The sequence below is a fragment of the Salinicola acroporae genome (assembly GCF_003206615.1).
GTDB lineage: Bacteria > Pseudomonadota > Gammaproteobacteria > Pseudomonadales > Halomonadaceae > Salinicola > Salinicola acroporae.
Genome location: NZ_PZJW01000005.1, coordinates 264554 through 290964, shown reverse-complemented (window position 1 = coordinate 290964; position 26411 = coordinate 264554). Strand labels below are relative to the sequence as shown.

The 26411-nt window shown below is 63.0% G+C and carries 24 protein-coding genes; 16 read left to right on the top strand and 8 right to left on the bottom strand.

Features of this window, described 5'->3' with window-relative positions; genetic code table 11:
• Positions 1-486 precede the first annotated feature (486 nt).
• Positions 487-687 (top strand): hypothetical protein, encoded by a 201-nt coding sequence (locus tag DOM54_RS09410; RefSeq protein WP_110602451.1) that lies wholly within the window; start codon positions 487-489, stop codon positions 685-687.
• A 206-nt stretch (positions 688-893) separates the two neighbouring features.
• On the opposite strand, the gene DOM54_RS09405 is transcribed toward DOM54_RS09410, so the two are convergent.
• Complete coding sequence (locus DOM54_RS09405) at positions 894-3449, bottom strand: membrane-bound PQQ-dependent dehydrogenase, glucose/quinate/shikimate family (RefSeq protein WP_420852739.1); 2556 nt, start codon at positions 3447-3449, stop codon at positions 894-896.
• Between the two features lie 120 nt (positions 3450-3569).
• Between DOM54_RS09405 and DOM54_RS20010 the strand changes: the two genes are divergently transcribed.
• From DOM54_RS20010 to DOM54_RS09375, 7 genes are all read left to right on the top strand, one after another.
• Entirely contained in the window at positions 3570-3737 is a 168-nt protein-coding gene (locus tag DOM54_RS20010) for a hypothetical protein (RefSeq protein WP_162619815.1), read from the top strand.
• A gap of 319 nt (positions 3738-4056) precedes the next feature.
• Positions 4057-5178: a branched-chain amino acid ABC transporter substrate-binding protein gene (locus DOM54_RS09400; protein WP_110716070.1), complete on the top strand. Its 1122-nt coding sequence runs from the start codon at positions 4057-4059 to the stop codon at positions 5176-5178.
• Positions 5179-5299: 121 nt separating this feature from the next.
• Entirely contained in the window at positions 5300-6214 is a 915-nt protein-coding gene (locus DOM54_RS09395; protein WP_110716069.1) for a branched-chain amino acid ABC transporter permease, read from the top strand.
• A gap of 1 nt (position 6215) precedes the next feature.
• Positions 6216-7229: a branched-chain amino acid ABC transporter permease gene (locus tag DOM54_RS09390; RefSeq protein WP_240613838.1), complete on the top strand. Its 1014-nt coding sequence runs from the start codon at positions 6216-6218 to the stop codon at positions 7227-7229.
• A 9-nt stretch (positions 7230-7238) separates the two neighbouring features.
• A complete protein-coding gene (locus DOM54_RS09385) occupies positions 7239-8015 on the top strand; it encodes an ABC transporter ATP-binding protein (protein ID WP_110716068.1) in 777 nt (258 codons plus the stop codon).
• Complete coding sequence (locus DOM54_RS09380) at positions 8012-8782, top strand: ABC transporter ATP-binding protein (protein ID WP_281430327.1); 771 nt, start codon at positions 8012-8014, stop codon at positions 8780-8782. The genes DOM54_RS09385 and DOM54_RS09380 overlap by 4 nt, the downstream gene beginning before the upstream one ends.
• 19 nt (positions 8783-8801) lie before the next feature.
• A complete protein-coding gene (locus DOM54_RS09375; RefSeq protein ID WP_110716067.1) occupies positions 8802-9839 on the top strand; it encodes a trans-3-hydroxy-L-proline dehydratase in 1038 nt (345 codons plus the stop codon).
• 22 nt (positions 9840-9861) lie between these two features.
• Here DOM54_RS09375 and DOM54_RS09370 read toward each other — a convergent pair whose 3' ends face one another.
• The 7 genes from DOM54_RS09370 to DOM54_RS09340 form a co-directional block, all read right to left on the bottom strand.
• Positions 9862-11925 carry an FUSC family protein gene (locus tag DOM54_RS09370; RefSeq protein WP_110716066.1) on the bottom strand — a complete coding sequence of 688 codons (2064 nt, stop codon included), beginning with the start codon at positions 11923-11925 and terminating at the stop codon, positions 9862-9864.
• 5 nt (positions 11926-11930) lie between these two features.
• Entirely contained in the window at positions 11931-12929 is a 999-nt protein-coding gene (locus DOM54_RS09365; RefSeq protein ID WP_110716065.1) for an efflux RND transporter periplasmic adaptor subunit, read from the bottom strand.
• Positions 12929-13147 (bottom strand): DUF1656 domain-containing protein, encoded by a 219-nt coding sequence (locus tag DOM54_RS09360; RefSeq protein ID WP_110716064.1) that lies wholly within the window; start codon positions 13145-13147, stop codon positions 12929-12931. The genes DOM54_RS09365 and DOM54_RS09360 overlap by 1 nt, the downstream gene beginning before the upstream one ends.
• Positions 13148-13343: 196 nt before the next feature.
• Positions 13344-14891, bottom strand: coding sequence for a GGDEF domain-containing protein (locus DOM54_RS09355; protein ID WP_162619814.1), 1548 nt, complete (start codon positions 14889-14891; stop codon positions 13344-13346).
• 47 nt (positions 14892-14938) lie between these two features.
• Positions 14939-15433, bottom strand: coding sequence for a putative pterin-binding protein (locus tag DOM54_RS20005; RefSeq protein ID WP_162619813.1), 495 nt, complete (start codon positions 15431-15433; stop codon positions 14939-14941).
• 80 nt (positions 15434-15513) lie between these two features.
• Positions 15514-15972 (bottom strand): GNAT family N-acetyltransferase, encoded by a 459-nt coding sequence (locus DOM54_RS09345; protein WP_206019063.1) that lies wholly within the window; start codon positions 15970-15972, stop codon positions 15514-15516.
• Positions 15969-16838, bottom strand: coding sequence for a DMT family transporter (locus DOM54_RS09340; RefSeq protein ID WP_110716061.1), 870 nt, complete (start codon positions 16836-16838; stop codon positions 15969-15971). The genes DOM54_RS09345 and DOM54_RS09340 overlap by 4 nt, the downstream gene beginning before the upstream one ends.
• Before the next feature lie 215 nt (positions 16839-17053).
• On the opposite strand from DOM54_RS09340, the gene DOM54_RS20000 reads away from it, so the two are divergent.
• From DOM54_RS20000 to DOM54_RS09305, 8 genes are all read left to right on the top strand, one after another.
• On the top strand, positions 17054-17218 hold the full coding sequence (locus tag DOM54_RS20000; RefSeq protein WP_162619812.1) for a hypothetical protein: 165 nt from the start codon (positions 17054-17056) through the stop codon (positions 17216-17218).
• Positions 17219-17249: 31 nt separating this feature from the next.
• A complete protein-coding gene (locus DOM54_RS09335; RefSeq protein ID WP_240613837.1) occupies positions 17250-17732 on the top strand; it encodes a DUF192 domain-containing protein in 483 nt (160 codons plus the stop codon).
• A gap of 337 nt (positions 17733-18069) precedes the next feature.
• Complete coding sequence (locus DOM54_RS09330) at positions 18070-19044, top strand: TAXI family TRAP transporter solute-binding subunit (protein WP_110709814.1); 975 nt, start codon at positions 18070-18072, stop codon at positions 19042-19044.
• Between the two features lie 348 nt (positions 19045-19392).
• On the top strand, positions 19393-21984 hold the full coding sequence (locus DOM54_RS09325; RefSeq protein WP_110716060.1) for a TRAP transporter permease: 2592 nt from the start codon (positions 19393-19395) through the stop codon (positions 21982-21984).
• 81 nt (positions 21985-22065) lie between these two features.
• A complete protein-coding gene (locus tag DOM54_RS09320) occupies positions 22066-22554 on the top strand; it encodes a DUF4385 family protein (protein WP_240613836.1) in 489 nt (162 codons plus the stop codon).
• A gap of 53 nt (positions 22555-22607) precedes the next feature.
• The gene (locus DOM54_RS09315; RefSeq protein WP_110716059.1) at positions 22608-23408 is read left to right on the top strand and encodes an MOSC domain-containing protein; all 801 of its coding nucleotides are present in this window, start codon (positions 22608-22610) and stop codon (positions 23406-23408) included.
• A gap of 612 nt (positions 23409-24020) precedes the next feature.
• Positions 24021-24680 carry a carbonic anhydrase gene (locus tag DOM54_RS09310; RefSeq protein ID WP_162619811.1) on the top strand — a complete coding sequence of 220 codons (660 nt, stop codon included), beginning with the start codon at positions 24021-24023 and terminating at the stop codon, positions 24678-24680.
• A gap of 43 nt (positions 24681-24723) precedes the next feature.
• A complete protein-coding gene (locus DOM54_RS09305; RefSeq protein WP_110716057.1) occupies positions 24724-26328 on the top strand; it encodes a SulP family inorganic anion transporter in 1605 nt (534 codons plus the stop codon).
• The last annotated feature ends 83 nt before the right edge of the window (positions 26329-26411 follow it).

Here is a 26411-nt window from a genome sequence, read left to right as displayed (position 1 = left end):
GTTTTTTTATGGCGGCACTCTCGGAAGAGAGACAGGGCCGTCCTTGACCCGTGGGGCCGCGGCGCGGCCCGCGTGACAATCGCAGAGCGCCGTCCGGATACCCGTCAGGCTTCTATCCCGAACCCCAGCTTCGAAACGAAGCCGGGGTTTTACTTTGTCCGGAGGGTCATCGTCACGAGCCACGAGAGCGGCTCGGCAACTTATACGGTAATCCCGCTTCTGCGCTGTCAGCGTACATTCACTGGCAGGGGACCGGTGAGGACCTTCCCGTTCTTCCAGTTATGGGATTCGTGACGCCTCGTTTGTCTGCTTGCTGTGTGTGGTTAGAATTAACAAGAGTGGCGACGCTAAAGGCAGACAACTTTAGATTGCCCATCGAGCAATTAGGATGAATTGGGGAAGGTGCGTTTGCCGTTGGATGATTGTCCAATCAACGGCTATGTTGAGTGGGCAATACATGGAAGCTGTTACCAAGGAGAAGATTCGATGCGCACCGAACTACTGAAAAAAATGGCGATGGCAATGCTGGTAGGCTTTATGGCCTTTGGCGTGGTTGCTTGTGATAACGACGAAGGTCCGGCCGAAGAGGCTGGAGAGTCAGTCGACAATGCCGTGGATAATGCTGGCGACGCCATGGAAGACGCGGGAGAAGACATTCAGGACAAAGCGGAAGACGCACAGAATTAATATCGCCATGAAGTAGCGATGGTCTGGTAACTGAAGACCGACTGCCGCCTCTTCGGAGAGACTGAACCAGCGGGACGGTCTCAACCTAGAAGCCCGAGTCCCATATCTGTGGAACTCGGGCTTCTGCCATTTAGGGTTGTCGCAATAATGGTGGCCTGGAACATCCTGCCCGAACCTCGCCCAGGCAGGATGACCCAGTCAGACAATCAGGAGCCTTCACCTTCCGGCAGTGCGTAGGCGATCACGTAGTCCCCGCTGGGAGTCTCCATGAAATGGTGGCCCGTGGCGACGATGACCACGTATTGACGGCCGTTGGCTTCGTAGACCATCGGATTGGCCTGGCCACCGGCCGGCAGCGGTGCCTGCCAGATCGTCTCGCCGCTCTCGATATCGATGGCACGGATCAGGTCGTCGGTGGCCGCGGCAATGAAGATCAGCCCGCCAGCGGTGACCACGGAGCCGCCGTTGTTGGGCGTCCCGATGTCGATCGGCAGGCCCGAGCGGATCCCCCAGGGACCATTGGCCCGGGCAGTGCCCAGCGGTCGGTCCCACAACGTGTCGCCGCTCGCCAGACCGATGGCGCGGATGTGGCCGTACGGCGGCTGCTTGCACAGCATGCCGGTGTACGGCACGCGCCAGCCGGCGTTGACGTTGATCGCGTAAGGGGTATTGGCTTGGGGATCTCCGGCACCTTCCGCGCCGCCGCTGTCTTCCTTCTGTTCTTCGCGTGGCACCCAGCCGAGCTTGTTGGCCACATCGCGCGGCACCAGCTCGTTGTAGTTGGGCATGTCATTATAGTTGGCGATGATCACACCGCGATGCGGATCGATCGCCACGCTACCCCAGTCGGAGCCACCATTGTAACCGGTGTACTGGACCCACGGCTGTTCGGCGGTGGGCGGCGTGTACATGCCTTTCCAGCTTGCCTGGCGGTACTGGATCCGGCAGAACAGTTGATCGAACGGAGTCATGCCCCACATGTCCTTCTCGTCGATATCCGGCTGACGCAGCGTCGCGTAGAGCGAAAATGGCTGGGTCTCGCTGCGCTGCTCCGGTTCGGCACCACCTTGGGGGACCGGACGCTCTTCAGCGCCACCGCCGAGCAGTTCGCCTGTCTCACGATTGAACACGTAGATGTCGCCCTGCTTGGTCGGCATGACCAGCGCCGGCACTTTGCCGTTACCGGTGGGGAAGTCGATCAAGGTCGGCTGCGAGCCGGGATCGTAATCCCAGACATCCTTGTGCGCCGTCTGGAAATGCCACTTTGGCAAGCCCGTTTCGACATCGAGAGCGACCATGGAGCTGGCCCATTCGTTCTCTTCCGGCGTCCGCGAGCTGCTCCAGTAGTCGGCCGCGCTATTGGCCATCGGCAGATAGACCAGCCCCAGCTTGCTGTCGCCGGCGGCGGTGGTCCACATGTTGGGGGAGCCACGGACATAGGTCTCATCGCCCGTCAGGGGTTCGCTCTGATCCGGTCGCCCGGCATCCCACGCCCACTGCAGCTCGCCAGTGACTGCGTCAAAGCCCTTGATCACGCCGGACGGCGGATAACGCCGCTGGCCGTCCAACACCTGGTGGCCGGTAACAACGATGTCCCGCACGACGACGGGAGCCGAATTGATCGACACGTAGCCATCCGGCGTTTCGCCCATGTTGCGCTTGATGTCGACCTGGCCGTTGTCGCCGAAATCGGTGCAGGGTTCACCGGTAGCGGCATCGACCTCAATGATGCGGCCGTCGAGGGTGCCGGAGATGATCCTGGCACGGCAGGTTTGATCCTCGTTGGCCGCGACGGCCGGCTGCTGCGGCGTGTCGTCGCCCGGTGCCCCGTCGTCGCCTTCCTGCGTGTCCGTCGCCGCTGTCTGTCCGCCCTGCTCATCGGCGGTCGCGGATTCGGCGGATGGGTCGAGGCGATCTTCCGGCACTTCGTAGTAGGTCACGCCACGGCAGGCAGCGGTATAGGGAATCGCATCCTCAGAGACGACTGGATCGTAGCGCCAGTTCTCTTCACCGGTCGCGGCATTCAGGGAAATCAGAATATTGCGGGAGGTGCACAGGAAGACGTCATCACCGACTTTCAGCGGTGTGGTCTCGGCGCCCCAGCGGTGATCGAGAATATCGCCGGTGCGGTACTGCCACGCGACTTCCAGGTCGCCCACGTTGTCCGGGGTGATCTGATCCGCGGGTGAGTAGCGGGTCGCTGCGGAGTCTCGACCGTAAGCGGCCCAGTCTTCATCCGCTGGCACATCGGCAGGCTGGGCATCGCCCACGTCCGTCGAGAGCGATTCGTCGGCGACCGCCGGGACGTCCTCGAGGTGTTGATAACCGCGACCGGGAACGAATGCCAAGGCGCCCGCGACGACCAGGCCAAGGAACAGAACGCCCGCGAGGGAGAAGCCGGTCTTGCGGGAAGGTCCATCTTTGAGCGCCGGCGTGACGAGCGCTACCAGGATGGCGAGAATCAGTACGACATCCAGGCGCGGAATCCAGCGCCAGTAATTCAGTCCCGATTCCCAAGCGGCCCACAAAAACGTCCCTACGAAGACGACAGCGTAGATGGCGGCACCGGAAACCCTGCCGCGAAACAGTTGGATGCCGGCAATCAGCATCAAGACACCGGCGACCAGGTAATACCAGGAGCCGCCCAATGTCGCTAGATAGGCACCGCCGGCCCCCAGAGCTAGACCGACAAGCGCAACAATGATCCCGACGAACTTGGCAAACACGCTGCCAACTCCGCCGGAAGAAGTCGTAGTGGCCACAGAACTCTCCCTTGAATGACTCATTGACTGCCGAGTGACCGCATACTCCGATACGGTCAATGACCCCATGCGACAAGCTGTCACATAGGATAAGCGTAGTCATGGTAATGGAAGCTGACGATGAATTCAGGCCGAAAACCGGCCGATTCGACGCCATTTGCCGTGGAAAACTCCACGGTAGGAGCCATGCTGCGGGAGCGCCTGTACGCTGTCGCTGGTGGCGAGGCCGAAACGCTGACGGTGGTGACGGCCTCTGCCTTGCCAATGCGCCAACCGGAACTCGCATGATGGGGATTGTGGGAAACCGTGGGTATGGCCGGCCCAGCCGTCCGGCGGTGACGGCCTGATGTGCGCGCTGCCGTGCCTCGGCGTTGGCGAAGAACCCATGTGCGAACGGAGGCTTCGATTGGCGCCCAAGCCGCTCTTCATGTCTCTTGTATATTTTATACGAAGAGCCTAGTGTCGACGAAAAGCTCGGTGTCGAAACGTAATTTTTCGTGGCAGGATGAATCAACGTCGCTGAATCGCGGCCTCGAACGGAAGGGCGCAACGCCCGACCCCTTTGCAGTATGAACAAACAATAAGCGCAGAAGGGAGTGATCGTTGTATGAACAAATTTCTCAAGCTGGTCACCGCTACGACCGTCCTGAGTCTGGCCGCGGGGTCTATGGCCATGGCACAGGAAGGTCCGATCGTCATCGGTGTGCAGGCGCCGACGACCGGTTCCGAGGCGACCTACGGCAAGGACATGTTCAATGCCATATCGCTGGCCGCGGACGAGATCAATGCCGATGGCGGGCTGCTGGACGGTCGCCAGATCGAGCTGATCTCCGGGGACACCGCCTGCGACCCCCAGCAGTCGGTGAACGCAGCCAGTCGACTGGCGTCTCAGGAGGTGGTGGGTGTCGTGGGCGGTTACTGCTCCGGCGCTACCCAGCCGACGCTCAAGACCTACGGCGATGCCAATATTCCGTTCGTGATCGTGGCGGCCAACTCGACGCAATTGATCCCGGCCAACCCTGGCAACGCGGTGATGATCAACTCCACCGGTGACGACCAGGCCAAGACCGCGCTCGATTTCTTCGAGGGCAAGGGCATCGAGAAATTGGCCATCGTCAACCAGGGTGATGCCTATTCGCAGGATCTGGCCAACCTGACTCGCGATGCCTGGACCGGCGCGGGCCATACCGTCTCCGCCTTCGAATATGTCAACAAGGGGGAGCAGGACTTTTCCGCCCTGGTGAACAAGATCCGGGGCTCCGGCGCCGAGGCGGTATTCTGGACGGCCTACTATGCCGATGGCGGCCTGCTGATTCGCCAGCTACGTCAGCGCGGTTTCCAGGGCACCATCGCGGTGGGTGACGGCTCCAACTCGCCGGAGCTGTTCAATATCGCCGGCAAGGCCGCCGAGGGCGTGTTTGCCTTCTCCAACCCGACAGCCGACTTCCTGCCGGCTGCCAAGCAATTCGCCAGTGACTATCAGTCGAAATTCGGCAATGCGCCGGGACCCTACGCGCCGCTCGCCTACGATGGCATGCAACTGATGGCCTGGGCCATCGACAAGGCCGGCTCCACCGATGGCGATGCCATCATCAAGGCGCTCAACAGTGCCGATGGCCAGGAATGGCTGGCCGGTCCGATCTCCTTCACGCCACAACACACTCTGGCGCGAAGCAATTTCGTGGTGCTCGAGGGGCAGGGCGGCAAGTGGACCCGCTACGAAAAATGACGGCTGCATCACCGGTTCGGGCTTCCGCTCGAGCCGGTGGTGTTGGAACGCCTCGTAGAGTGTGACCTCCACGTCGCGTTCGTCTTCCTCATCCGCTGTTCGCTGGCCAGAGACAAACGCCATGACCTGGTACGATTCTTTTTTGCAGCAGCTCGTCGATGGGCTGGTGCTGGGCTCTTTCTATGCCCTGGTGGCGCTCGGTTACACCATGGTGTTCGGCGTCATCAAGCTGCTCAACTTCGCCCATGGCGATCTCTACATGACCGGTGCCTTCGCCGGGTTCGGCGGGTTGTCACTGGTATCCGGCTTTCTCGGGGCCGGCTGGCTCGGCATCTTCGTGGCCATGCTACTGGCGATGCTTGCCGTCGGCTGCCTCGGGGTGGTGATCGAGCGGGTGGCATATCACCCGATGCTTGGCGCGCCGCGGCTGTCGATATTGATTACCGCACTGGCGGTGTCGTTGGTGCTGCAGAACGCGGCGCTGGCGCTGACCGGCGGCCAGTACACGGCCTTCAGTACCGATCTCGGCTTCGGCGGCATCAGTCTCGGCAATCTTTTCCTCTCCTACAACCAGATCGTGCTGGTGGCGGCCGCTGCCGTGCTGATGATCGCGCTCGAACTGTTCGTCTCCAAAACGCTTTACGGACGGGCGATGCGCGCGGTCTCCATCGACAAGGACATGTGCCGGATGATGGGGATCAACGTCTCCGCCGTCATTGCGGTAACCTTCTTCATCGGCTCGGGATTGGCCGCCGCCGCGGGGACGATGGCTGGCGCCTATTACGGCAGTATCTGGTACTTCATGGGGTTCCTGATCGGACTCAAGGCGTTCACCGCCGCAGTGATCGGCGGTATCGGCAGCATCACCGGTGCGATGCTGGGTGGCCTGATCCTGGGGTTGCTGGAGTCGTTCGGTACCCATATTCCGTTCATCGGCAGCGAGTGGAAGGATGTCTTCACCTTCTCGATCCTGATTCTGGTACTGGTGTTCAAACCCACCGGCCTGCTGGGCAAATCCGAAGTGGAGAGGATGTGACATGGACAAGCATTCGCCACCGACGCCCACCGATGTCGACGAGCACGACGCCGGCAGGGCGAAACCGCGCCATCCGCTTCAGAAACTCTATGCTGCCTTCGAATCGCCGGGGCGGCGGCGGGCGCTTCATCTCACGATTCTGGCGATCCTGATCGTCACCCCGTGGATCTCGAGCCAGTACACCACCGTCATCCTGACCAACGCCCTGCTCTATGTCGTGCTGTGTCTTGGACTGAATGTCGTGGTTGGCTACGCCGGGCTGCTCGATCTCGGCTATGCCGCCTTCTTCGCAGTCGGTGCCTACACCGTCGGTATCCTGACCCAGCAGTTCGGCGTCAATTTCTGGGCCGCGATCCCCTTTGCCCTGATGGCAGCGGCGCTCGCTGGCGTCATCATCGGCGGGCCGACCTTGCGCTTGCGCAGCGACTACCTCGCCATCGTGACCCTGGGGTTCGGCGAGATCGTGCGTTTTACCGCGCGCAACCTGGAGATCACCGGCGGCGCCAGCGGGCTGTCGCATATCCCGGAGCCGTCGCTGTTCGGCTGGCACATCGATAGCTCGATCGACTTCTATTACGTGTTCGTGGTACTGGCGGTGCTTGCCTATATCGCCAGCCAGCGGCTGTTCGACTCCCGTCTGGGCCGGGCATGGCTCTACGTGCGCCACGACGAGGATGCCGCCGAGGCGATGGGGATCAACCGGGTGGCGACCAAATTGGCGGCCTATGTGACCGGCGCCATCTTCGGGGCGATCGGGGGAATCTTCTTCTCGGTCAATCTGGGCGCCATCTCGCCGGAGAGCTTCAGCTTCCAGCAATCCGTACTGATTCTGCTGGCGGTGGTATTGGGCGGCATGGGCAAGATACCCGGCGTCATCCTGGGCGCGTTCATCGTCGTACTCGGGCCCGAACTGCTGCGCGATTTCGGCACCCTGCGACTGCTGATCTTCGCGGTCTTGCTGCTGCTGATCATGCTGTTCCGGCCGAGCGGTATCTGGCCCGAGAAACGTTCATAGGGGAACGCGATGCTGCTGCAACTGAAACAGGTGTCGCTGAGCTTCGCCGGCAACACCGTACTGCACGAGGTCGACTTCGGTGTCGCCGCGGGGCGTATCCATAGCCTGATCGGCCCCAATGGCGCCGGCAAGACGTCGATGTTCAACGTCATCACCGGCTTCTATCGACCCCAGCAGGGCGACATCACGCTGGATGGCGAGCGGATCGTCAAGTGCAAGCCTCATGCCGTCACCCGCCTGGGGATCGCCCGGACCTTCCAGAACGTGCGGCTGTTCCGTGAGATGTCGGTGCTCGAGAACGTCATGGCGGGTCAGCACTGTCGCAGCAAAGCCGGTGCCTTGGCGGCCATTCTGCGGCTGCCGAGTCAGCGCGCCGAGGAGCGGCGGATTCTCGAGACCAGCCTCGAGTGCCTCGATTTCGTCGGTCTGATGGGGCACCAGGACCGGCTGGCGACCAATCTTGCCTATGGCCACCAGCGCCGCGTCGAAATCGCCCGCGCCCTGGCCACCGAGCCCAAGCTCCTGTTGCTTGACGAGCCGGCGGCGGGCCTCAACAGCGGCGAGAAGCAGGCACTGATCGAACTGATTCGGCGTATTCGGGACGAGCGCGGCGTCGCCGTGCTGCTGATCGAGCACGACATGAGCCTGGTGATGAATGTCTCCGAGCGTATCAGCGTGCTCGATCACGGCAGCCTGATCACCGAGGGCGACCCCCACTCGGTGCAGAACGATCCCAAGGTGATCGAGGCCTATCTCGGCCAGGACGACGAGGAGCTGGCACTTTGATACAGACCATTGACCAGACCGACGCGCCGGCAGTCGGTTCGCGCCCGGGCAAGGTGCGTCTCGGCATCCGCGATGTCGAAGCCTTCTACGGTCAGATCCAGGCGCTGCGGGGCGTCTCGCTGGACGTCCACGAGGGCGAGATCGTGACCCTGCTGGGCAGCAACGGGGCCGGCAAGTCGACCACGCTCAAGACCATTTCCGGGCTGGTCCGGGTGCAGCGGGGCGAGGTCCAACTGGAGGGCGAGTCGATCGCCAGGCTGGCCGCTCACGAGATCGCCCGGCGTGGCGTGGTTCACGTGCCGGAGGGGAGACGCATTCTGCGTGGGCTGACGGTCAAGGAGAACCTGGAATTAGGCGCGTTTACGGTCAAGGACAGCGGGTTGCGCCGGCAACGACTGGACGAAGTCTACGCACTCTTTCCGATCCTTCACGAGCGTCGCCACCAGGATGGGTCGCTGCTTTCCGGCGGGCAGCAGCAGATGCTAGCGATGGGGCGCGCGTTGATGCATGGCCCCAGCGTGATGCTGCTCGACGAGCCCTCGATGGGGCTGGCGCCCAAGCTCGTGACCGACATCATGCGGATCATCAAGCGGCTCAACGAGGCCGGCACCACGATCCTGCTGGTCGAACAGAACGCGCGGCTGGGATTGCGGCTGGCGCATTACGCCTATGTGATCGAGAACGGCGAGATTCGGATGCAGGGCGCGGCTGCCGAACTTCGTCAGGATGAATCGATCGTGAAGGCCTACCTGGGGGTGGGCGAGTAGCGCAACGCAGGAGGGGGCCATGCAGACGAGCCGCGTGATCCACGTCGTCGGCTGTCACGCCGAGGGCGAGGTGGGGGATGTCATCGTGGGCGGCGTGGCGCCGCCGCCTGGAGAGACACTATGGGCGCAGTCGCGCTGGATTGCCCGCGACCGGACCCTGCGTGACTTCATGCTCAACGAACCGCGCGGTGGTGTCTTCCGCCACGTCAACCTGCTGGTGCCGGCCAAGGATCCCCGCGCGCAGATGGGCTGGATCATCATGGAGCCGGAAGACACGCCGCCGATGTCCGGTTCCAACAGTCTGTGCGTGGTGACTGTGCTGCTCGAGACCGGCATTCTTCCCATGCGGGAGCCGGAGACTCATCTCGTGCTCGAGGCTCCCGGTGGCGTGATAGAAGCCGTGGCCCGCTGCGGGAATGGCCGCGTCCTCGACGTCACCGTGCGCAACCTGCCTGCCTTCGTCGATCAGCGGGATCTGCAACTGGAGGTTCCGGGGCTGGGCACGCTGCGCGTCGACACGGCTTTCGGCGGCGACAGCTTCGTGATCGTCGACGCCGAGGATCTCGGCTTCCGGCTGGTGCCGGACGAGGCGCGGGAACTGGTCGAGGCCGGCATTCGGATCACCAATGCGGTCAACGAGCAGTTCGGATTTCGCCATCCCGCCAATCCCGATTGGCGGCACGTCTCGTTCTGCCAGATCGCTGCACCGCTGATACGGGAGGGTGACGCCTGGCTGGGACGCAATACGGTGGCGATTCAACCCGGCAAGCTCGATCGTTCGCCCACCGGTACCGGCTGTTCGGCGCGCATGGCGTTGCTGCACGCCCAGGGCAAACTCGGCTTGAATGAAACCTTCATCGGTGAATCGATCATCGATTCCCGTTTTGTCTGCCGACTCGACGGGACGACTCGCGTCGGCGACGTCGCGGCGGTAATGCCGCTGATCCGCGGTCGCGCTTTCATCACCGGCACCCACCAGTACACTCTCGATCCGCAGGATCCATGGCCTGGTGGCTACCGGCTTGCCGACACCTGGCCACGAATCGGAGTACGGTGAAACGCCGGTTCGCCGTTCGAGGTCAGGATGTCGCGGGCTCGGCCTGGCGGTCGGGCTTGATACGTGGCCGCTCGGCCATGATGCGTCCCAGCCGTTCCAGCGCCAGTTCGAGACGCTCGATCAGCCCCTCCAGTAGCACCCGCCGATCGGCGGCGACGTCGCCATGCTCGGCAATGGCCTCGTCCAGGCGCTTGCCGGCCTCGCGAATGCCCTGCGGCTGGCGACCATTGGCGCTCTCCTCGAAGCCGCTGGCCAACGCCCGCAGCAGCTGGCGATGGGCACGCCGGATCACGGGATGAGGGGCGTCATCGAGCCGATCCCGCAGCCGCAGTGTCGCCGTTCCCAGGTCCAGCCCCGTCAGGCCGAGGATGAACAGGTGGCGCTGGTCTTCTGGCAGCATGTCGTCGTGCTGCGCCAACTGCAGTATGCGATCGGCCATGTGGCCACTGAAGCGGGTTTCGGCATCGCGTATGGAACGTCGCCGCAGGTGGTGTATATCCCGGGAGATGGCATTGATCAGACGGCGCCGGCGCAGCCGCGTGCCCAGTCCGGGCAGCAGCCGGAAACCCATCACGACGCAGGTCAGGCCGATGATTACCGCCACCGCCCGGTTGGCGAAGCTGTCGAAGGAGAAATCCATGTTGTTGCCCGGCATGGTCAGCAGAATATTGAAAATCGTGAAGGCCAGGCAGTAGCCCATCGTGGCCGGGTTGGTCGCGCCCAGGAGCCCCAGGAACAGCGGCGTGCCGAACAGCATCGCCAACATCGGGAAACCGTTGGCCTGCGACAGCAGCACGTGGCCGAACAGGAACGCACTGGGAATGGCGGCGAGCATGCCCTTGTAGAACATCATGGTGATCGCTACCGGATTGTCGCGGCTGGCGAAGAACGACGAGAACAGTGTCCCCAGCAACATGGCGACCATGGCACTGTTCCAGGCGGTGAGAATCCAGAAAATGGCCAGCGTGCCGAAGACCAGGCCGGAGCGCAGCGCGTTGATGCCAGCGGCGAGATGATCGCGATGCCAGGCCAGAGACGTCGAACGCAGCTTGTGCGTGCCGGGTGACGCAATCGCCTCGCGGGCATCCAGCATCACCATGGCGTGACCGATCGATTCCCGAAGCCCCAGCCGGGCGCGGCGGTCCAGGGGTGCCATGCCCGCTTCGTCGCTCTCATGCACGAGGTGGCGAAGTTCCTGCAATTCCTGCCGCGCCTTGGGAACGCCCTTGACGTGCTCCGCCTCGCGAAAGCCCTGGGCGACCTGCCGAGCGATCTCGATGCTGCGGGGGTCCAGCTTGTCGGCATGATCGTGCAGCATCTGGTGCAGCGCCTGAAGGTTGGCCAGGAAGCGCAGCGTTCGTCGGGTCAACACGTGGGTAGCGCGGATGCGTCCCGGCCCCTCCGGCCCTTCGAAGCGAGCCGCCTGGCTGTCTGTCTCCAGCACCGTCAACGGGCCGAGGCTACCCCGCAATGCCTTCTGCATGGCAGGAATGTCGCCGCTCGCCTCCAGGCGCAGGGCGGCATTCTCGAACGCTTCGTTGATGACGGAGTCGGCCTGCGACGCGAGGTGCTTGCCGACCCGCGACGGCCACAGCAGCGAACTGACCAGGGTGGCGCAGATGGCGCCCAGGCCCAGCTCCGATAGTCGCGCCACCGCGATGTCGAAGATGCCGCCGGGCGTGCTGCCATTGGAGATCACCACGATCAGCATGGCGGTGACGGCCGCCATCAGGCAGCCGTAGGTGTAGTTGTTGCGCCACAGCGAGCCGACGTAGGTGCACAGCATGATCCATAGCGTCAGGGTGATCAGCGCCGGCACCCTGGCCTGGGCGAAAAGCGCCATGATAGCGATGCCCGTCACGGCGCCGATGAAGGTACCGCTGATCTGACAGAACCCCTTTTCGATCACCATGCCGCTCATCGGCCGGATCTGCAGAAAAGCCGCCGAAATCAACGCCCAGTAGGGACGATCGAGATTGAACCAGAGCGCCAGGTAGAGCGCGATCATCATCGCCACCGTGGTCTTGATGGCGAACTTGACTGCCGAGGCGTCGGGCATCAGGTATGTCTTGACGAGCGGTGGCATGGTACTCACTGCGGCGCTTCGGTTGCGTTCCCTGCCGGTGTCTCGGCGGTCGACTGCGACTGCGCCGTCGGCCGGCGATCGGCAGGCAGGCTGCGCGGCGTGGCGGTGCTGGCGGGTTCACCGGCGGGTTCGGACGGATGATCGCCGTCCGTGTGCTGAACTTTGACCGTCGCGGTCATCCCGGCGCTGAGCAAAGTGTCGTCCGGGATATCGTCCAGCGCGATCCGAACCGGAATGCGTTGAGCCAGCCTCACCCAGTTGAAGGTCGGCTGGACCTGCGGCAACAGTTGATTGTTGAGCGTGGTGTTGGTGTCGGCGATGCCGCGGCCGATACCGGCCACATGGCCACGCAGATGGGTGTCGCCGTTCATCAGGATGACTTCCGCCGGATCGCCGACGTCGATGGAGGACATCTTGGTCTCCTCGAAATAGCCCATGACGTAGTAGGAGTTCGACTGCACCAGCGCCATCACCGGGGTTCCACGAGTCACGTAGTTGCCGGCGGCCAGTTGCAGGTTGAGCACGTGGCCGCTGATCGGTGCCACGACGCGGGTGCGCTCGAGGTCGAGCTTGGCACTGGCGAGGTCGGCCTGGGCCTGCTTGAGATTGGCGGCGGCGACGCGGCTGTTGATCTGGGCGATCTGGCGATCTTCCGCGCTGATCGAGCGGCTGCTCAGCTGGTTGCGACGCTGGGCTTCCGTCTGGCGCAATTGGAGGGTGGCCTCGCGGTTCTCGACCGTGGCCTGGGCTTGTTCCAGAGCCGCCTGGTAGCGCGCGGGGTCGATCTCGAACAGGGTGTCGCCCTGAGCGACGAACCCGGTGTCGTTGACATTCAGCGTGCGGACCCAGCCGGAAACGTCGGGGGCGATGGTGACCACCTCCGCGCGCACGCGGGCATCACGCGTCCATGGCGTGAAGAGGTAGTAGTTCCACAGCCAGATGCCGGCGGCCACGGCGATCGCGACGACGACGAGGGTCATGAGGATACGTAGCGAATTGCGCATCAAGTACTCTCGAGCAGGAAGGAGAACAGAAAAGTGATACCGGCAGTGAACAGCACGAACAGCGAGACATCGAACCAGGCTTCGTACCATAGCGCGCGCTGCCCGACCACCCAGTGCAACAACGAGCGAAGGACGATGGTCGCGATGAAGCCGAACAGGGCATAGATCAGCAGAGGACTGATGAAGATCCCGCCGACGGCGATTTCCTGTAAACCCATATTTTCCCTGTGGCGGTGGCGTGACGAACGGACAATATTAGCACGCTATTGAAATCGTTGTCAGAGACATGAGCGTCGCGTCTACCGAGCAGTCTAGCCGGAAACCGAGGACCCGAGCACCAACCGGCGATGTTCGACACCGTTCGGTCGCCCGGGGCGTCGAGCGATACTCGGTGAAGCGATCGTGGCCGGCCTTTCAAGCCTCGTCGAGCGCCGGGGGCGCCAGTTCCACCGCAGGCAGATGGCAACATCGATTGCGACCTTCGGCCTTGGCCTGGTAGAGCGCACGGTCGGCCCGCATCATCAGGCTCTTGAGGCTATCGCTCTCGTGACGCTGGGTCAGGCCGATACTCAGCGTCATCGACAGCGTGACGGCGTCGTTCACCACCAACGGGGTATCGGCGACGGCGGCGCGCAAGCGTTCGGCCACCAGCGCGACGGCTTCGGGGGACATGCCGGATAGCACGACAGCGAACTCCTCGCCACCGATGCGCCCGAGCAGGGCATCGTCCTGCATCAGCTCGTCGAGCTGGCGGGCCAGCGCGCATAGCGCCTGATCTCCCACCGGATGACCATATTCGTCGTTGATCCGCTTGAAGTGGTCGATGTCGATCAGCAGCACGCTCAGCGGGGCGTTCCGGTCCCGGCGCAACTGCTTCACCGCGGCACGCCACAGTGCACGCCGGTTGTGGAGGCCGGTCAGGGCATCGGTGGAGGCCAGTTGCTGCAACTTGTGCTCCATCGCCTTGCGCCGGGTAATGTCGAGGCTCCAGATCATCCACGCGGATTGCGCGTGGATGTGCAGTGGCCTCGCGCTTAGCAGGGCCCAGTAAGGCGCGCGAGGAGCGAGCCTCACCTCCATCTGATGCAAGGTCTCCCCGCGGCTCAGTCGCGCGATGAGTTGTCGATAGTCATCACCATTCTCGAACAGGGTCTCGAGATGAAAGTCCTCGGCTCGCCGGGTATCCGTCTGGGTCAGCAAGTCCTCACTGACGTAGAATACCCGGCGCTGGTCGGCGCTGATCAGGGTGACGTCGCTCGGCGTCGAGTCAAGAATCGTACGCAGTAGCGCCTCGCGTTCGTGCAGCAGGCGCGTGCGGCTCCGGACGCGCCGCTCCAGCGAACTGTTGAGCGCCTGCAGCTCGCCGGCGAGATGACGAGAGCGCCGCTGCGAACTCAGGATGCGCAATGCCAGCACGAGGCAGCCGCAGGCCAGCAGCACCAGCGTGACGGTGAGCCAGTGGAACGTTCGCTGCAGCGATTGGCGTTCCCAGTCGAGTTGCGCCGCGACCGCGATATTGGAGACGACGATCAGGTCGTGCGCCGGACGCAATTGCCCCGGCAACTCGGCCAGCATTTCGGCGGCCACGCCCCTTGCGACGGCCTGGTCGTGCCAGTCCAACCGCTGCATCCAGCCTGCGCTGAGCGAGTCGAGATGGGTGATCGTCCGGTGTACTTCGGGCCTGGGTTGGGGCAGGTAGTCGAAGATACGGGTGTGACAAAAAGGGTCGAGGGTGTTGCGCATGACCCCCAGGCGCAGGATCAATGCGGCGGCACCTGCCTGGCCCTCCTCGACGGCATGGGCGGTGTCGAGCAGGCGCTGGATCTCCGAGCGCAACTGATAGCTCTGCCACACCTCGGTGTGCAGGCCGGGCGAGGCGTAGTCATCGCCTTTCTCCGAGATCAGCTTGAGTCCCGCCAGCGCGGCGACGATCATCGCCCCGGCCAGCGCGATCAGCAACATGACCGGCCAGCGCCGGCTCCTGCCGGCTCTGGTGACGTCTGGTCCGGTCACCGGAGCTGCAGTTCGCTCAGTTGCCATACGGTGCGGCTGTAGTAGGTGCGTTCGTGGAGTTCGGGATAGTCGCTATAGGGGTACATGACAACCAGCGGTCCATAACGGTCGACGGCGAGATAGTGGCCGTTGCGGCGGTAGGCGACGACGGGGTCGTAGTGCTCCAGGTCCGAACGGGGAATGATATCGCTATAGTCGTCGAGGCCCACGGCGAGCATCCTGTCGGGCGCGGCGATCGACTGGCTCTCCAGCAGGACGTTCATCGACACCCCCGACCAGCGAGCTTCGGGATCGCTGGTGTCCGGGATCGAGCCCGTGACTTCGCGGCTGGGCAGCGCCTCCAGGCTCGCCAGCGTGAACGACGCCAGCACATCGCCGTGGGAATCGACGAGCGTCAGCAGCGGCATATCCCTGGGATAGGGCGGCTCGTCCGCTTTCGCCGCCAATGACGATATCGCGATCAGTATGCCGACGATGAGTGGTCGTAACATGAGGGGTCTTCCCGGTTTTTCTTGTGTTATCGGCGTGGCGACGGTTTTCTGGACTGCTCTCGTGCCTTCGCCACCCTGCCTCAGGCGTTGGTGTCTGCGACCAGCACGCGAGAGAACTTGACGATCTCGTCGCGGCGATCGTCCCATCCTAGATGATGCCAGAAGCGGTGGGCCTGGTGATTGTCCGCCAGGGTGTCGAGATGCACCTTCTCGATACCCACCGCCAGCAGTGCCGCCAGACAGCGGTCGACCATCGCTCGCGCCAGTCCCAGGTGGCGATAGTCCGGGTCGACCATGACATGCTGCAGGTAGCCGCGGCGACCGTCGTGTCCCGCCATGGCGCAGCCCACGATGCCGTCCCCGACGGCCGGTCGCGCAACGAAACTCAGGCCGGGGTTGCGCGCAAGATAGCGCTGCGTCGCCGCATAGCCATCGGCGCTTCTGAGCACCACCCCGGGGGTGCGCGACATCATGGCGGCGAAGTCCGGGTGGTCGTCGATGGTCATGGGCAGAATGTCGGGCATGGGGCTGGAGTTCATGGCGTGGGCCTCGGTCTACGGTGGCGGCTGAAGCGAATATTGATGACCGCCAGCCCGGCGACGACCATGGCGCCGCCGGCCATCTTGTTGATACCCAGCGGGTCGTCGAGCAGCCATACGCCGAGGATGACGGCGAACACCGGCATCAGCAGGGTCAGCGGCACGACGCGGCTGACGGGATGCTTTTGCAGGAGCCGATACCAGAGTCCGTAGGCGGCGATCGATGACATAACGGCGGTGTACACGACCGTACCCCAGCCGGCCAGGCCGGCATTCTGCAAGGCGTGCCACTGATCGTCCTCGAATAGCCAACTGCCTGCAGCGACCAATGGTATCGCGAACAGCGAGATCCAGCCGGTCATGGTCAATGGGGCGATCGGCGGGGCAAGCTTGATGATCATGGTCGAGACGGCCCAGAACAGGGCGCTGGCAAGCAGCAGGGCGGTCGAGACCGGCGGCGGCAGTGATGGTCCCCCGGCCAGGACGACGACACCCCCGAAGGCGAGAATCAGGCCGAAGATTCGCCGCGGGCCAAGCTTCTCCTTGAGGAAGATCGCGGCCAGCAGCGTGGCGAAGGGCGTCCCCATCTGCACCAGCAGCGCGCCGGTCCCCGCCTCCGAGTGCTGGAGGCCGAGGAACAGCAGCGGAAAATGCAGGCCGCCGAAGGTGACGGCCAGCATCAGGAGCCAGCCGAGCTGCTGGCGCGAGATTCGAGTGAACGGCACGATCAGTACGGCGACCAGCATGAAGCGGAGTACCGTCACCAGTAGTGGCGGCAGCTCCTCGATACCAAGCTTGATCACGATGATATTGAAAGCCCAGATGGCAATGATACCCAGGCCGATCAGCAAGTCCTTCAGGGGCACGTGTAGCACTCGTCAATGGAAGGCGTCGTCGAAAGTGGCGCCGGACTGCCCATTGTCTCAGCGACTCCCGCGAGAGCAAGATTATTTTGAAGTGTCGTCTTGCCGGGGCTTTGGCGCAATCTGCGTTTCTTCACTCGGGGAATGCGCTACTCTACTTACAGCCGACCGATACTTCGCCGCCACGTCGGGGATCTTTGCACTCGAGAGTCCAATCCATGATCAAGGGAATCATCTTCTGCGTCTGCTTTCTCTTCGCCCAGTTGTTCGTGCTGTCCTATATCGATCACCGCCACGGAAGCGGTGAATCCGCGACGCGCCAGGCGACCACAGCGCAGAATAGCCAGCGTCAGCGCGAGGACGACGAGGAGGAGCAGGCTTGACGGGCGGCCTCGCGATCCGGGAGGGAAGGGCGTGCAGTCCCGAGCGTTGATTCTCGCCGCGTGGCTCGCGTCGGCGCTGGTCACGATGCCGGCCTGGGCGGGAGCGCCGCCTCGCCACGCCCTGGTCCTCGACGATGGCGAGCGCACGCACACGCTTCAGGTCGAGGTCGCCGAGACCCCGCAGCAGCGTTCAAGAGGTCTGATGGAGCGCGACTCGCTTCCTGTCGATGCCGGAATGCTGTTCCTTTACGGCACCGAACAGCCGGCGACGAGCGCCTACTGGATGTATCGGACACGAATTCCTCTGGATATCGCCTTCATCGACGAAGGGGGCGTAATACGCTCGCTGAAGACCATGTCTCCCTGCCATGCCGAATCATCGAGTCGATGCCCCGTCTACCCGGCGGGGGCGCGCTTTCGCGCTGCGTTGGAAACCAATGCCGGCTACTTCGCCGAACGCCGGATCGAGGTCGGCGATCGTGTCGAGCTTGCGCCATGGATTGCGTCACCGTGAAACGCATTCGCTTCCGGCATGAGGCATGCCGATAATGGTGACGACGAGGTGGCCCATCGGCTTGGGGACACGGGAAAAGCGCATGGTGGCGGTGTCCATGGCTTGACCGATAGGTCAAGTTCGCCCCGTATGGGACGGGCTTCCCGCGCCCCGCCGGTTTTGCCGGCCAAAAACTCGCTATATGATGGCGCGCCGTCGGGGATAAGTTATGTTGCAATGGGTAAGTCACGGGCACGGTGCGATCTGAATGACACCCCGACGCACGCCGGCCGGCCTGTTGTCTTCGCGATCGGAACGCCGATCAACACAATAAACGGGAAAAATTCGAGGTATGCGCATGAAACGCCACGCATTAACCGCAGCCGTTCTCTCCTCCGCCCTGATGGGCGCCCTGTCGATCTCCACGCCAGCCATGGCGCAGGATCAGCAATACATCACCATCGGCACCGGCGGTCAAACCGGGGTCTACTACGTCGTCGGTCAGTCCGTCTGCAGGATGGTCAATCGCAGCGCCGAGGAGAGCGGCATTCGGTGTAACGCGCCGTCCACCGGGGGTTCCGTTGCCAATATCAACGGCATCAAGTCCGGCGAACTGAACATGGGGGTGGCGCAGTCGGACGTGCAGTACAACGCCTACAACGGCAAGGCGCAGTTTGATCAGCCGATGGAGAACCTGCGCTCGGTCTTCTCGCTCCACGGCGAGCCGTTGACCATCCTGGCGCGCAAGGATGCCAACATCCAGTCGGTGCAGGATCTGAAGGGCAAGCGGGTCAACATCGGCAACCCGGGTTCCGGTCAGCGTGCCACCATGGAAGTGCTGATGGACGCCGAGGGGTGGGACACCAGCGTCTTCTCGCTCTCTTCCGAGCTCGGTGCCGCCGAGATGGCCTCCGCGCTGGCCGACAACAACATCGATGCCATGGCCTACGTGGTCGGTCACCCCAATGGCGCCATCCAGGAAGCGACCACTACCGTCGCCTCCAACCTGGTCCCGTTGAACGACGATGCCGTCAAAGGGCTGGTCGACGAGTTCCCCTACTACAGCATGTCCACCATTCCGGGCGGCATGTACGAGGGTAACCCGGACGACGTCGAGACCTTCGGCGTCCGCGCGACCTTCGTGACCTCCGCCGACGTCGACGACGAGGTCGTCTACCAGACGGTCAAGGCCGTGTTCGACAACTTCGATCGCTTCAAGCGCCTGCATCCCGCGTTCGCCAACCTGACGCCGGAAGACATGATCAGCCAGGGCCTTTCCGCCCCGCTGCATGAAGGAGCCAAGCGCTACTACAAGGAGCAGGGCTGGCTGTAATGGCTCGACGTCATTCTCGATAGAAGGCGTTGACACTCTGGCGCGGCGGTTGCCTGCAACCGCCGCGCCGTTGGATCGAATCCCCGCGACGGTGATCGTCGCATCGAATCAGGCGTGAACCGATGTCGTGTCGACGTCGGTCCACTCACCGGCCGCCAAGGGCGCCGGGCCCTTTCTCGAGTGAGAGAGTTGGGGGCACTGTTTTGCACAACAGCGAACGGAACACCGAAGGCGAGATATCAGCACGCGGCGGACAAGCCTTGCCGGTCTGGTGCTCCGGGTTTTCGTTGCGCAACGATTCGCTCGCGCAGGCAACGATTCCGTGTTTCCTCATGTCAGGATCTGCTCATGACCGATAACAAGACTTCCGGCCCCGATCAGGCCAAGCTGGAAGAACTGGCCGCGACCGATACCGGTGGTCGCAAGTTGACCGGAGCGCCAAACCGCATCCTGCTCGGAGTGGCGGCGCTGTGGTCGCTGTTCCAGCTCTGGATCGCTTCGCCGCTCCCCTTCATCGTCGGGTTTGGCGTCTTCAGTGCCACCGAGGCACGCTCCATTCACTTGGCTTTTGCCGTTTTCCTGGCCTTCATGGCCTACCCGGCGTTCAAGCGCTCGCCGCGAGAGCGCATGCCGATCCTCGATTGGGTGATGGCCTTGGTCGGGGCGTTCTGCGCGTCCTACCTCTATTTCTTCTACGCCCAGCTATCGCAGCGCCCCGGCGCGCCGATTCTGCAGGATGTGATCGTCGGTGTGGTGGGTATCGTGCTGCTGCTCGAGGCGACACGCCGGGCGCTTGGTCCGCCGCTGATGATCATCGCGCTGGTCTTTCTGGTCTATTTGCTGGCAGGCCCCTACATGCCGGGAATCCTGGCCCATCGTGGCGTCAGCTTCTCCGGGCTGGTCAACCACCAGTGGCTGACCACGCAAGGGGTGTTCGGCATCGCGCTGGGGGTCTCCACCAGCTTCGTGTTCCTGTTCGTGCTGTTTGGTGCGCTGCTCGACAAGGCGGGTGCCGGCAACTACTTCATCAAGGTCGCGTTCTCGCTGCTGGGACACTACCGCGGTGGCCCGGCCAAGGCCGCCGTGGTCTCCTCCGGTCTCACCGGCCTGATTTCCGGTTCCTCCATCGCCAATACCGTGACCACCGGTACCTTTACCATCCCGATGATGAAACGCGTCGGCTTCAGTGCCACCAAGGCGGGTGCCGTGGAGGTCTCCTCGTCCGTCAACGGCCAGATCATGCCGCCGGTGATGGGCGCTGCCGCGTTCCTGATGGTCGAATATGTCGGGATTCCGTATATCGAGGTGATCAAGCACGCCTTCGTACCCGCCGTGATCTCCTATATCGCGCTGCTGTACATCGTCCATCTCGAGGCGCTCAAGGCGGGCATGCAGGGGCTGCCCAGCGGCAACCCGCAGCGGCCCTGGCTCAACAAGATCCTCGGCTTCCTGACCGGGCTGGTCGGCATCATGGCGCTGGCATTCGCCGTCTACTACGGCATCGGCTGGCTCAAGCCGGCGCTGGGCGATTCGGCTTCCTGGGTCATCGCCCTGGGCGTCGGCGCCATCTATATCGCACTGCTGAAGATCGGCTCCCATTACCCGGAGCTGGAAGTGGATGATCCTTCGCAGGAGATCACCCAACTGCCGCGCACCAAACCCACCGTGATGGTGGGGCTTCATTACATCCTGCCGGTGATCGTGCTGGTGTGGTGCCTAATGGTGGAGCGCCTGTCCCCGGGCCTGTCGGCGTTCTGGGCCACCGCCTTCATGATCTTCATCATCCTGACGCAGCGACCGGTCGACGCTTTCTTCCGTGGCAAGAGCGAACTGGCCAGCGACATCAAGCGCGGTGGTATGGATCTGTGGGACGGGCTGATCGATGGCGCCCGCAACATGATCGGCATCGGCATTGCCACCGCGACCGCGGGGATCATCGTCGGCGCCGTCGCGCAGACCGGGGTCGGCCTGGTGCTGGCGGATCTGGTCGAAACGCTGTCGATGGGCAACCTGCTGCTCATGCTGCTGCTCACCGCGGTGCTCAGCCTGATTCTGGGCATGGGCCTGCCGACCACTGCCAACTATATCGTGGTTTCCGCGCTGCTGGCGCCGGTGATCGTGCAATTGGGCGAGCAGAACGGGCTGATCGTGCCGCTGATCGCGGTCCACCTGTTCGTGTTCTACTTCGGCATCATGGCCGACGTCACGCCGCCGGTGGGATTGGCCTCGTTCGCGGCGGCGGCAATTTCCGGCGCGGACCCGATACGAACGGGCTTCCAGGCGTTCTATTACAGCTTGCGGACCGCGGCGCTGCCCTTCCTGTTCATCTTCAACACCGATCTGCTGCTGATCAATGTCGACTGGTTCCACGGGATCGTGATTTTCATCGTGGCGACGGCCGCCATGCTGATCTTCGCGGCGGCGACGCAGGGGTTCATGCTGGTCAGGAGCCGCTGGTACGAAAGCCTGCTGCTGCTGCTGGTCGCCTTTTCCCTGTTCCGCCCCGGTTTCTGGATGGATATGGTCGATGCGCCTTACGAAGAGGTGCCACCGGCACAATTCGAGCAGGCGCTGGGGGAGATCGGCCCTGACGACCATCTGATGACCCGGATCGAGGGGCTCGATGCCTATGGCGCGCCGACCAGCTTCGTGATTCAAGTGCCGGCGACGGAGGGCGAGACCGGGACCGAGCGGCTGCAGAGCCTGGGGCTGCATCTGATGCAAGAAGACGGCAAGGTGCTGGTAGACATGACCGATTTCGGCAGCCAGGCGGAAAAGCTGGGCTTCGACTTCGATCAGCAGATCGTCTCGGTGCGTATTCCCACGTCGCAGATGCCGAAAGAGCTGATGTGGGTTCCGGCGCTGTTGCTGTTCGGGCTGGTCGTGATGCTCCAGCGGCGTCGCCGCAGGCCCAAGTCCGAGCGCCTGGCGACCGCCTGACGCCGGGGCGAGTCCGTGTCAACATGACGGCCGTCTCTCACGAGACGGCCGTTTTCGTGACGAGGTATCATCGCGCCGTCAATGCCTGACGGCATCATGACCGGCAGTGAGGTGATCGTGAGCTTTCCTGATGCATCCATCGATTATCGCCGGCACCCCGAGTGCTACCGGATCGGCCATGGCGAACGCGGTGTCTTTCACGTCCAACCCTACAAGGATGAGCTGCTGCCGTTGTGGGCAATTCGCAACGAAGCCGACGCCAAGCAGGCGATCCAAGACTTGAGCGCCCGATACAAGGCTTATCGCGAGCAGGAAGATTTCGTCGGCATGGACATGGCCCGGAAATATCTGCAGATGGGCTATACCCGTGCCCGGCGCTATGCGCGCTACCCTGGCGGGCGCAAGAAAGACGCCGACGGCAGTCCACGCCAGCCCGGCAATGCCGACCCGGAAAAGGCACGTATCGCCGAGCGCTATCAAGTGGCGCTCGACACGGTGCGCAGCGATGATGCCTATCTGCGTGCCAAGCGTGAATATCAACGCCGCCGCAAGGCGGACAGGCGTCGGTGACAGGCCGTCTATCGGCGGCGTCACCCCGAACGTTTTCTGACAGGAGCCCCTCCGTGCCAACGCTTTCTGCGATCTATCGCTACCCGATCAAGTCGACCGCGGGATCGTCCCTGCAGCATGCGCGGGTCGAGGAGGAGGGCGTTGTCGGCGATCGCCGCTTCATGGTGGTCAAGCCTGACGGCACCTTTCTCACCGCCCGTACCCATCCTGGGCTTCAGCGAGTCCGGGCACAGTTCGACGGCGAGCGGCTGACCTTGACCCATGACGTCCTGCCCCCGGTGGACGTGGCTCGCGAGGAGTTTTCGGGCCACTCCTTCGATACCCAGGTCTGGGCCGATCCCTTCACTGCGACGACCACTCACACCTCGCTCGATGAGTGGTTCAGTGACGTCGCTGGCGAACCGGCGCGGCTGCTATGGCTGGGGGAGCGATCGTCGCGCTATCGAGACACGATCGGGGTGAGAGTCAGTTTCGCCGATGGCTACCCGCTGTTGCTGATCTCCGAGGCCTCGCTGGAGGATCTCAATACCCGTACCGACGGCACGCACGTGATGGCGCAGTTCCGGCCCAATCTGGTCGCCACAGGCGCTGTTCCCTACGCCGAGGATGGCTGGAAACGGATTCGCATCGGCGAAGTGACATTTCGTGTCGATGCGCCCTGCGCCCGCTGCGCCATGGTAACGGTCGATCCGGCCCGGGGCGAAAAGCGTCGTGATAAGGAGCCGCTGAAGACGCTGGCGAGCTATCGACGCGGGGACAAGGGGAAGGTCTATTTCGGCCAGAATCTCGTGGCGGAGAACCGGGGAGAGATCCGTTTGCATGACGCCATCGAAGTGCTGGAGACGATCCGCTGAGATGAACCGATGATGAACCTGTCATGAATTGAAGATGAACGTAGTCGTCCGGTAACGTTCAGATAATCCGAGCTGCCGACCAGATGAGTCACGTTCATTTTCGCGCAAGGTTGTCGATCAAATTGTTACATTAGTTTTTATTAAATATTCGATGTGTCCGACCGCATGACCGATAGGCGTCGACCCCCGTGGTAGCGCCTTTCATCCAGCATGAACTTGCCATTCACCGCCCATTCATCCTTGCCTTCCAAAACCGCGCGAATCGGGATCATGTGCTGAGTCGCGATATGTCTGCTCTCCTTTTTGTCCTGTAACGGCGTGTCATTGGCGATCTCCGGCCGACATCCTTGAATCAACATTCAATCACTTGGCGTTACAAAATTTGCTGCTGGCAAATCACTTTTTGCTTGCCCGCGCCTGCTCGTCCGCTTTACGACTTTAAGCGAAGCCTACGCCTTTGGTCTCATGACAACTTTCAGCCGTCATCGAGTCTCCGGCAAGGCAGGGAAATTACGAGTTTTGGTTCATCCGTCACGCAATGGCGTCAGTCGACTCAAAAGCCATGATGGCGTCGAACGACGACCAGCCATTGGTCATCTAGGGGTGTTGGACATGCAATTCTTCGATCGTCTGCTGCTTGAGAACCGCGCCTGGGCTGCCGGTATGAAAATGGCCGATCCAGGTATCTTCGAACGCCTGCATGAGGGGCAGGCACCCGCCGCGCTGTGGATCGGCTGCTGCGACAGTCGCGTGCCGGCGGAACAAATCTGCAATGCCAAGCCCGGTGAGCTGTTCATCCACCGCAATATCGCCAACCTGGTACACGAAGACGATGCCAATGTCTCGAGTGTCCTCGAATTTGCCATCAACGCGCTGAAGGTGGATCACATCATCGTCTGTGGCCATCGTGGCTGCGGCGGTATCCAGGCGGCCGTGAGCGGTGGCGACGCCCTGCAGGCCCTCCCGTACGTCGACCAGCATCTGGGCCAGGTCAAGCGACTGGTCGCCGAGCGCGGCGAAGAGCTCGAGCGCTTTTCGCAGTTGAGCGAGAAGGTCGATCATGTCGTCGAGCTCAACGTCATCGCGCAGATCGAGCGACTGTCGACCATGTCACTGGTCACCGACAGCTGGCAGACGCGCCAGGCACCGAGCCTGCATGGCTGGGTCTACGACCTGGCGAGTGGCCATCTGGAAGAGGTCTATCGTCGCGAGCCCGATTGGGCGGAAGGCGCCTCCACCGAGCCGACCTGGCAGCGCGCCGCCGCCGGGTGAGCCGACGTTTACCGCTGTGACTCATGGACTCGAGGACACGACAATGACACAAACGACACGATCGGCGCCGTCGACCCACTCGGCATCGAATCGACATGACCGGCCCACCACGCTCTCCCTGCGCCACCTCTCGCGGGACATACCCGCAGGCATTGTGGTCTTTCTGGTAGCGATTCCGCTCTGCCTGGGAATCGCGCTGGCCTCGGGGGCTCCGCCCATCGCCGGGCTAGTGGCCGGCATGGTCGGCGGGCTGGTGGTGACGATGTTCAGCGGTTCGGCGCTCAGCGTCAGCGGTCCGGCGGCTGGCCTGACCGTCATCGTGCTGGATGCGATCGAACAATTGGGCAGCTTCGCCGCTTTCCTGATCGCGGTGGTGCTGGCCGGCGCGCTGCAACTGCTGATGGGGATCTTCAAGCTGGGCCGGATCGGCGCCTTCGTGCCGACCTCGGTGATCAAGGGCATGCTGGCCGGCATCGGTCTGATCCTGGTGCTGGGTCAATTCCCGATGGCGCTGGGACATCCGCTGGAGGACATGCCCTCGATCACCGAACCGGTCGCCCTGTTCAGTGATATCTCACCGCTGGCCACGCTGATCGCGCTGTTCAGCCTGGCGCTGCTGGTGTTGTGGGAACAGCCGATAATCAAGCGCAACCGTGCGCTGGCACTGATTCCCGGGCCACTGCTGGTGGTGCTGGGCAGTATCGCCATCGATCGTCTGGTGGGTGGTGTGATGCCCGGCTGGGCGCTGGGCACGGGGCACCACATCGATCTCGGCGGGCTGTCCGGCCCCTCGGAACTGATCGGCCAGATGACACGTCCCGATCTCGGTGCGCTGGCCAATCCGGCGGTCTACACGGTCGCCATCACCATCGCCATCATCGCTAGCCTCGAGACGCTGTTGAGCCTGGAGGCGATCGACAAGCTCGATCCGCTCAAGCGGCAATCGCCGCCGCACCGCGAATTGAAGGCCCAGGGCCTCGGCAACATGGTGTGCGGGCTGGTCGGGGCGCTGCCGGTCACCGCCGTGATCGTGCGCAGCTCCGCCAACGCCAATGCCGGCGGTCGCACCCGGCTCTCCAGCCTAGTCCACGGTGGACTGCTGCTGGTGAGCGTGGCGTTTCTGGCGGTCTGGCTCGAGTTGATTCCCCTGGCGACGCTGGCGGCGATCCTGCTGCACACCGGCTACAAGCTGGCCAAGCCGGCGCTGTTCATGGAGCAGTATCGCGAAGGCATGCGTCGCTTCATCCCCTTCACCGTGACGGTGATCACGATTCTCGCCACCGACCTGCTGATGGGCGTACTGGTGGGGCTGGTTTGCAGTCTCTATTTCCTGCTCCAATCCGGCTACCGCTCGGCGATCGCCTGTACCCGGCGCGGCGAGCACATGCTGCTGAAGTTCCAGCAGGATGTCTCGTTCCTGAACCGTGAGGAGATGCGCCAGTGTCTCGACGCCGTGCCGGACAACGGCGAACTGATCATCGATGCCAGTGGGGCGAACTACATCGACCCCGATATCCGCGAGGACATCGACCGATTCGTCGACAATGCGGCGGCACGCGGGATCGTGGTGGAACTGCGGGACGTGGAAGGCACCAATGGCACCTTCGGCCATGTCGAATCGCCTTCTGGCGCCGCTCACGCGGTATGATCGACGGCCGATGCGTTCCGCGAGTGACCGCCGCGTCTCTTCAGGGCGCGGCGGTTTGCGTTTCAGCGATCCGGTGTCGCTGG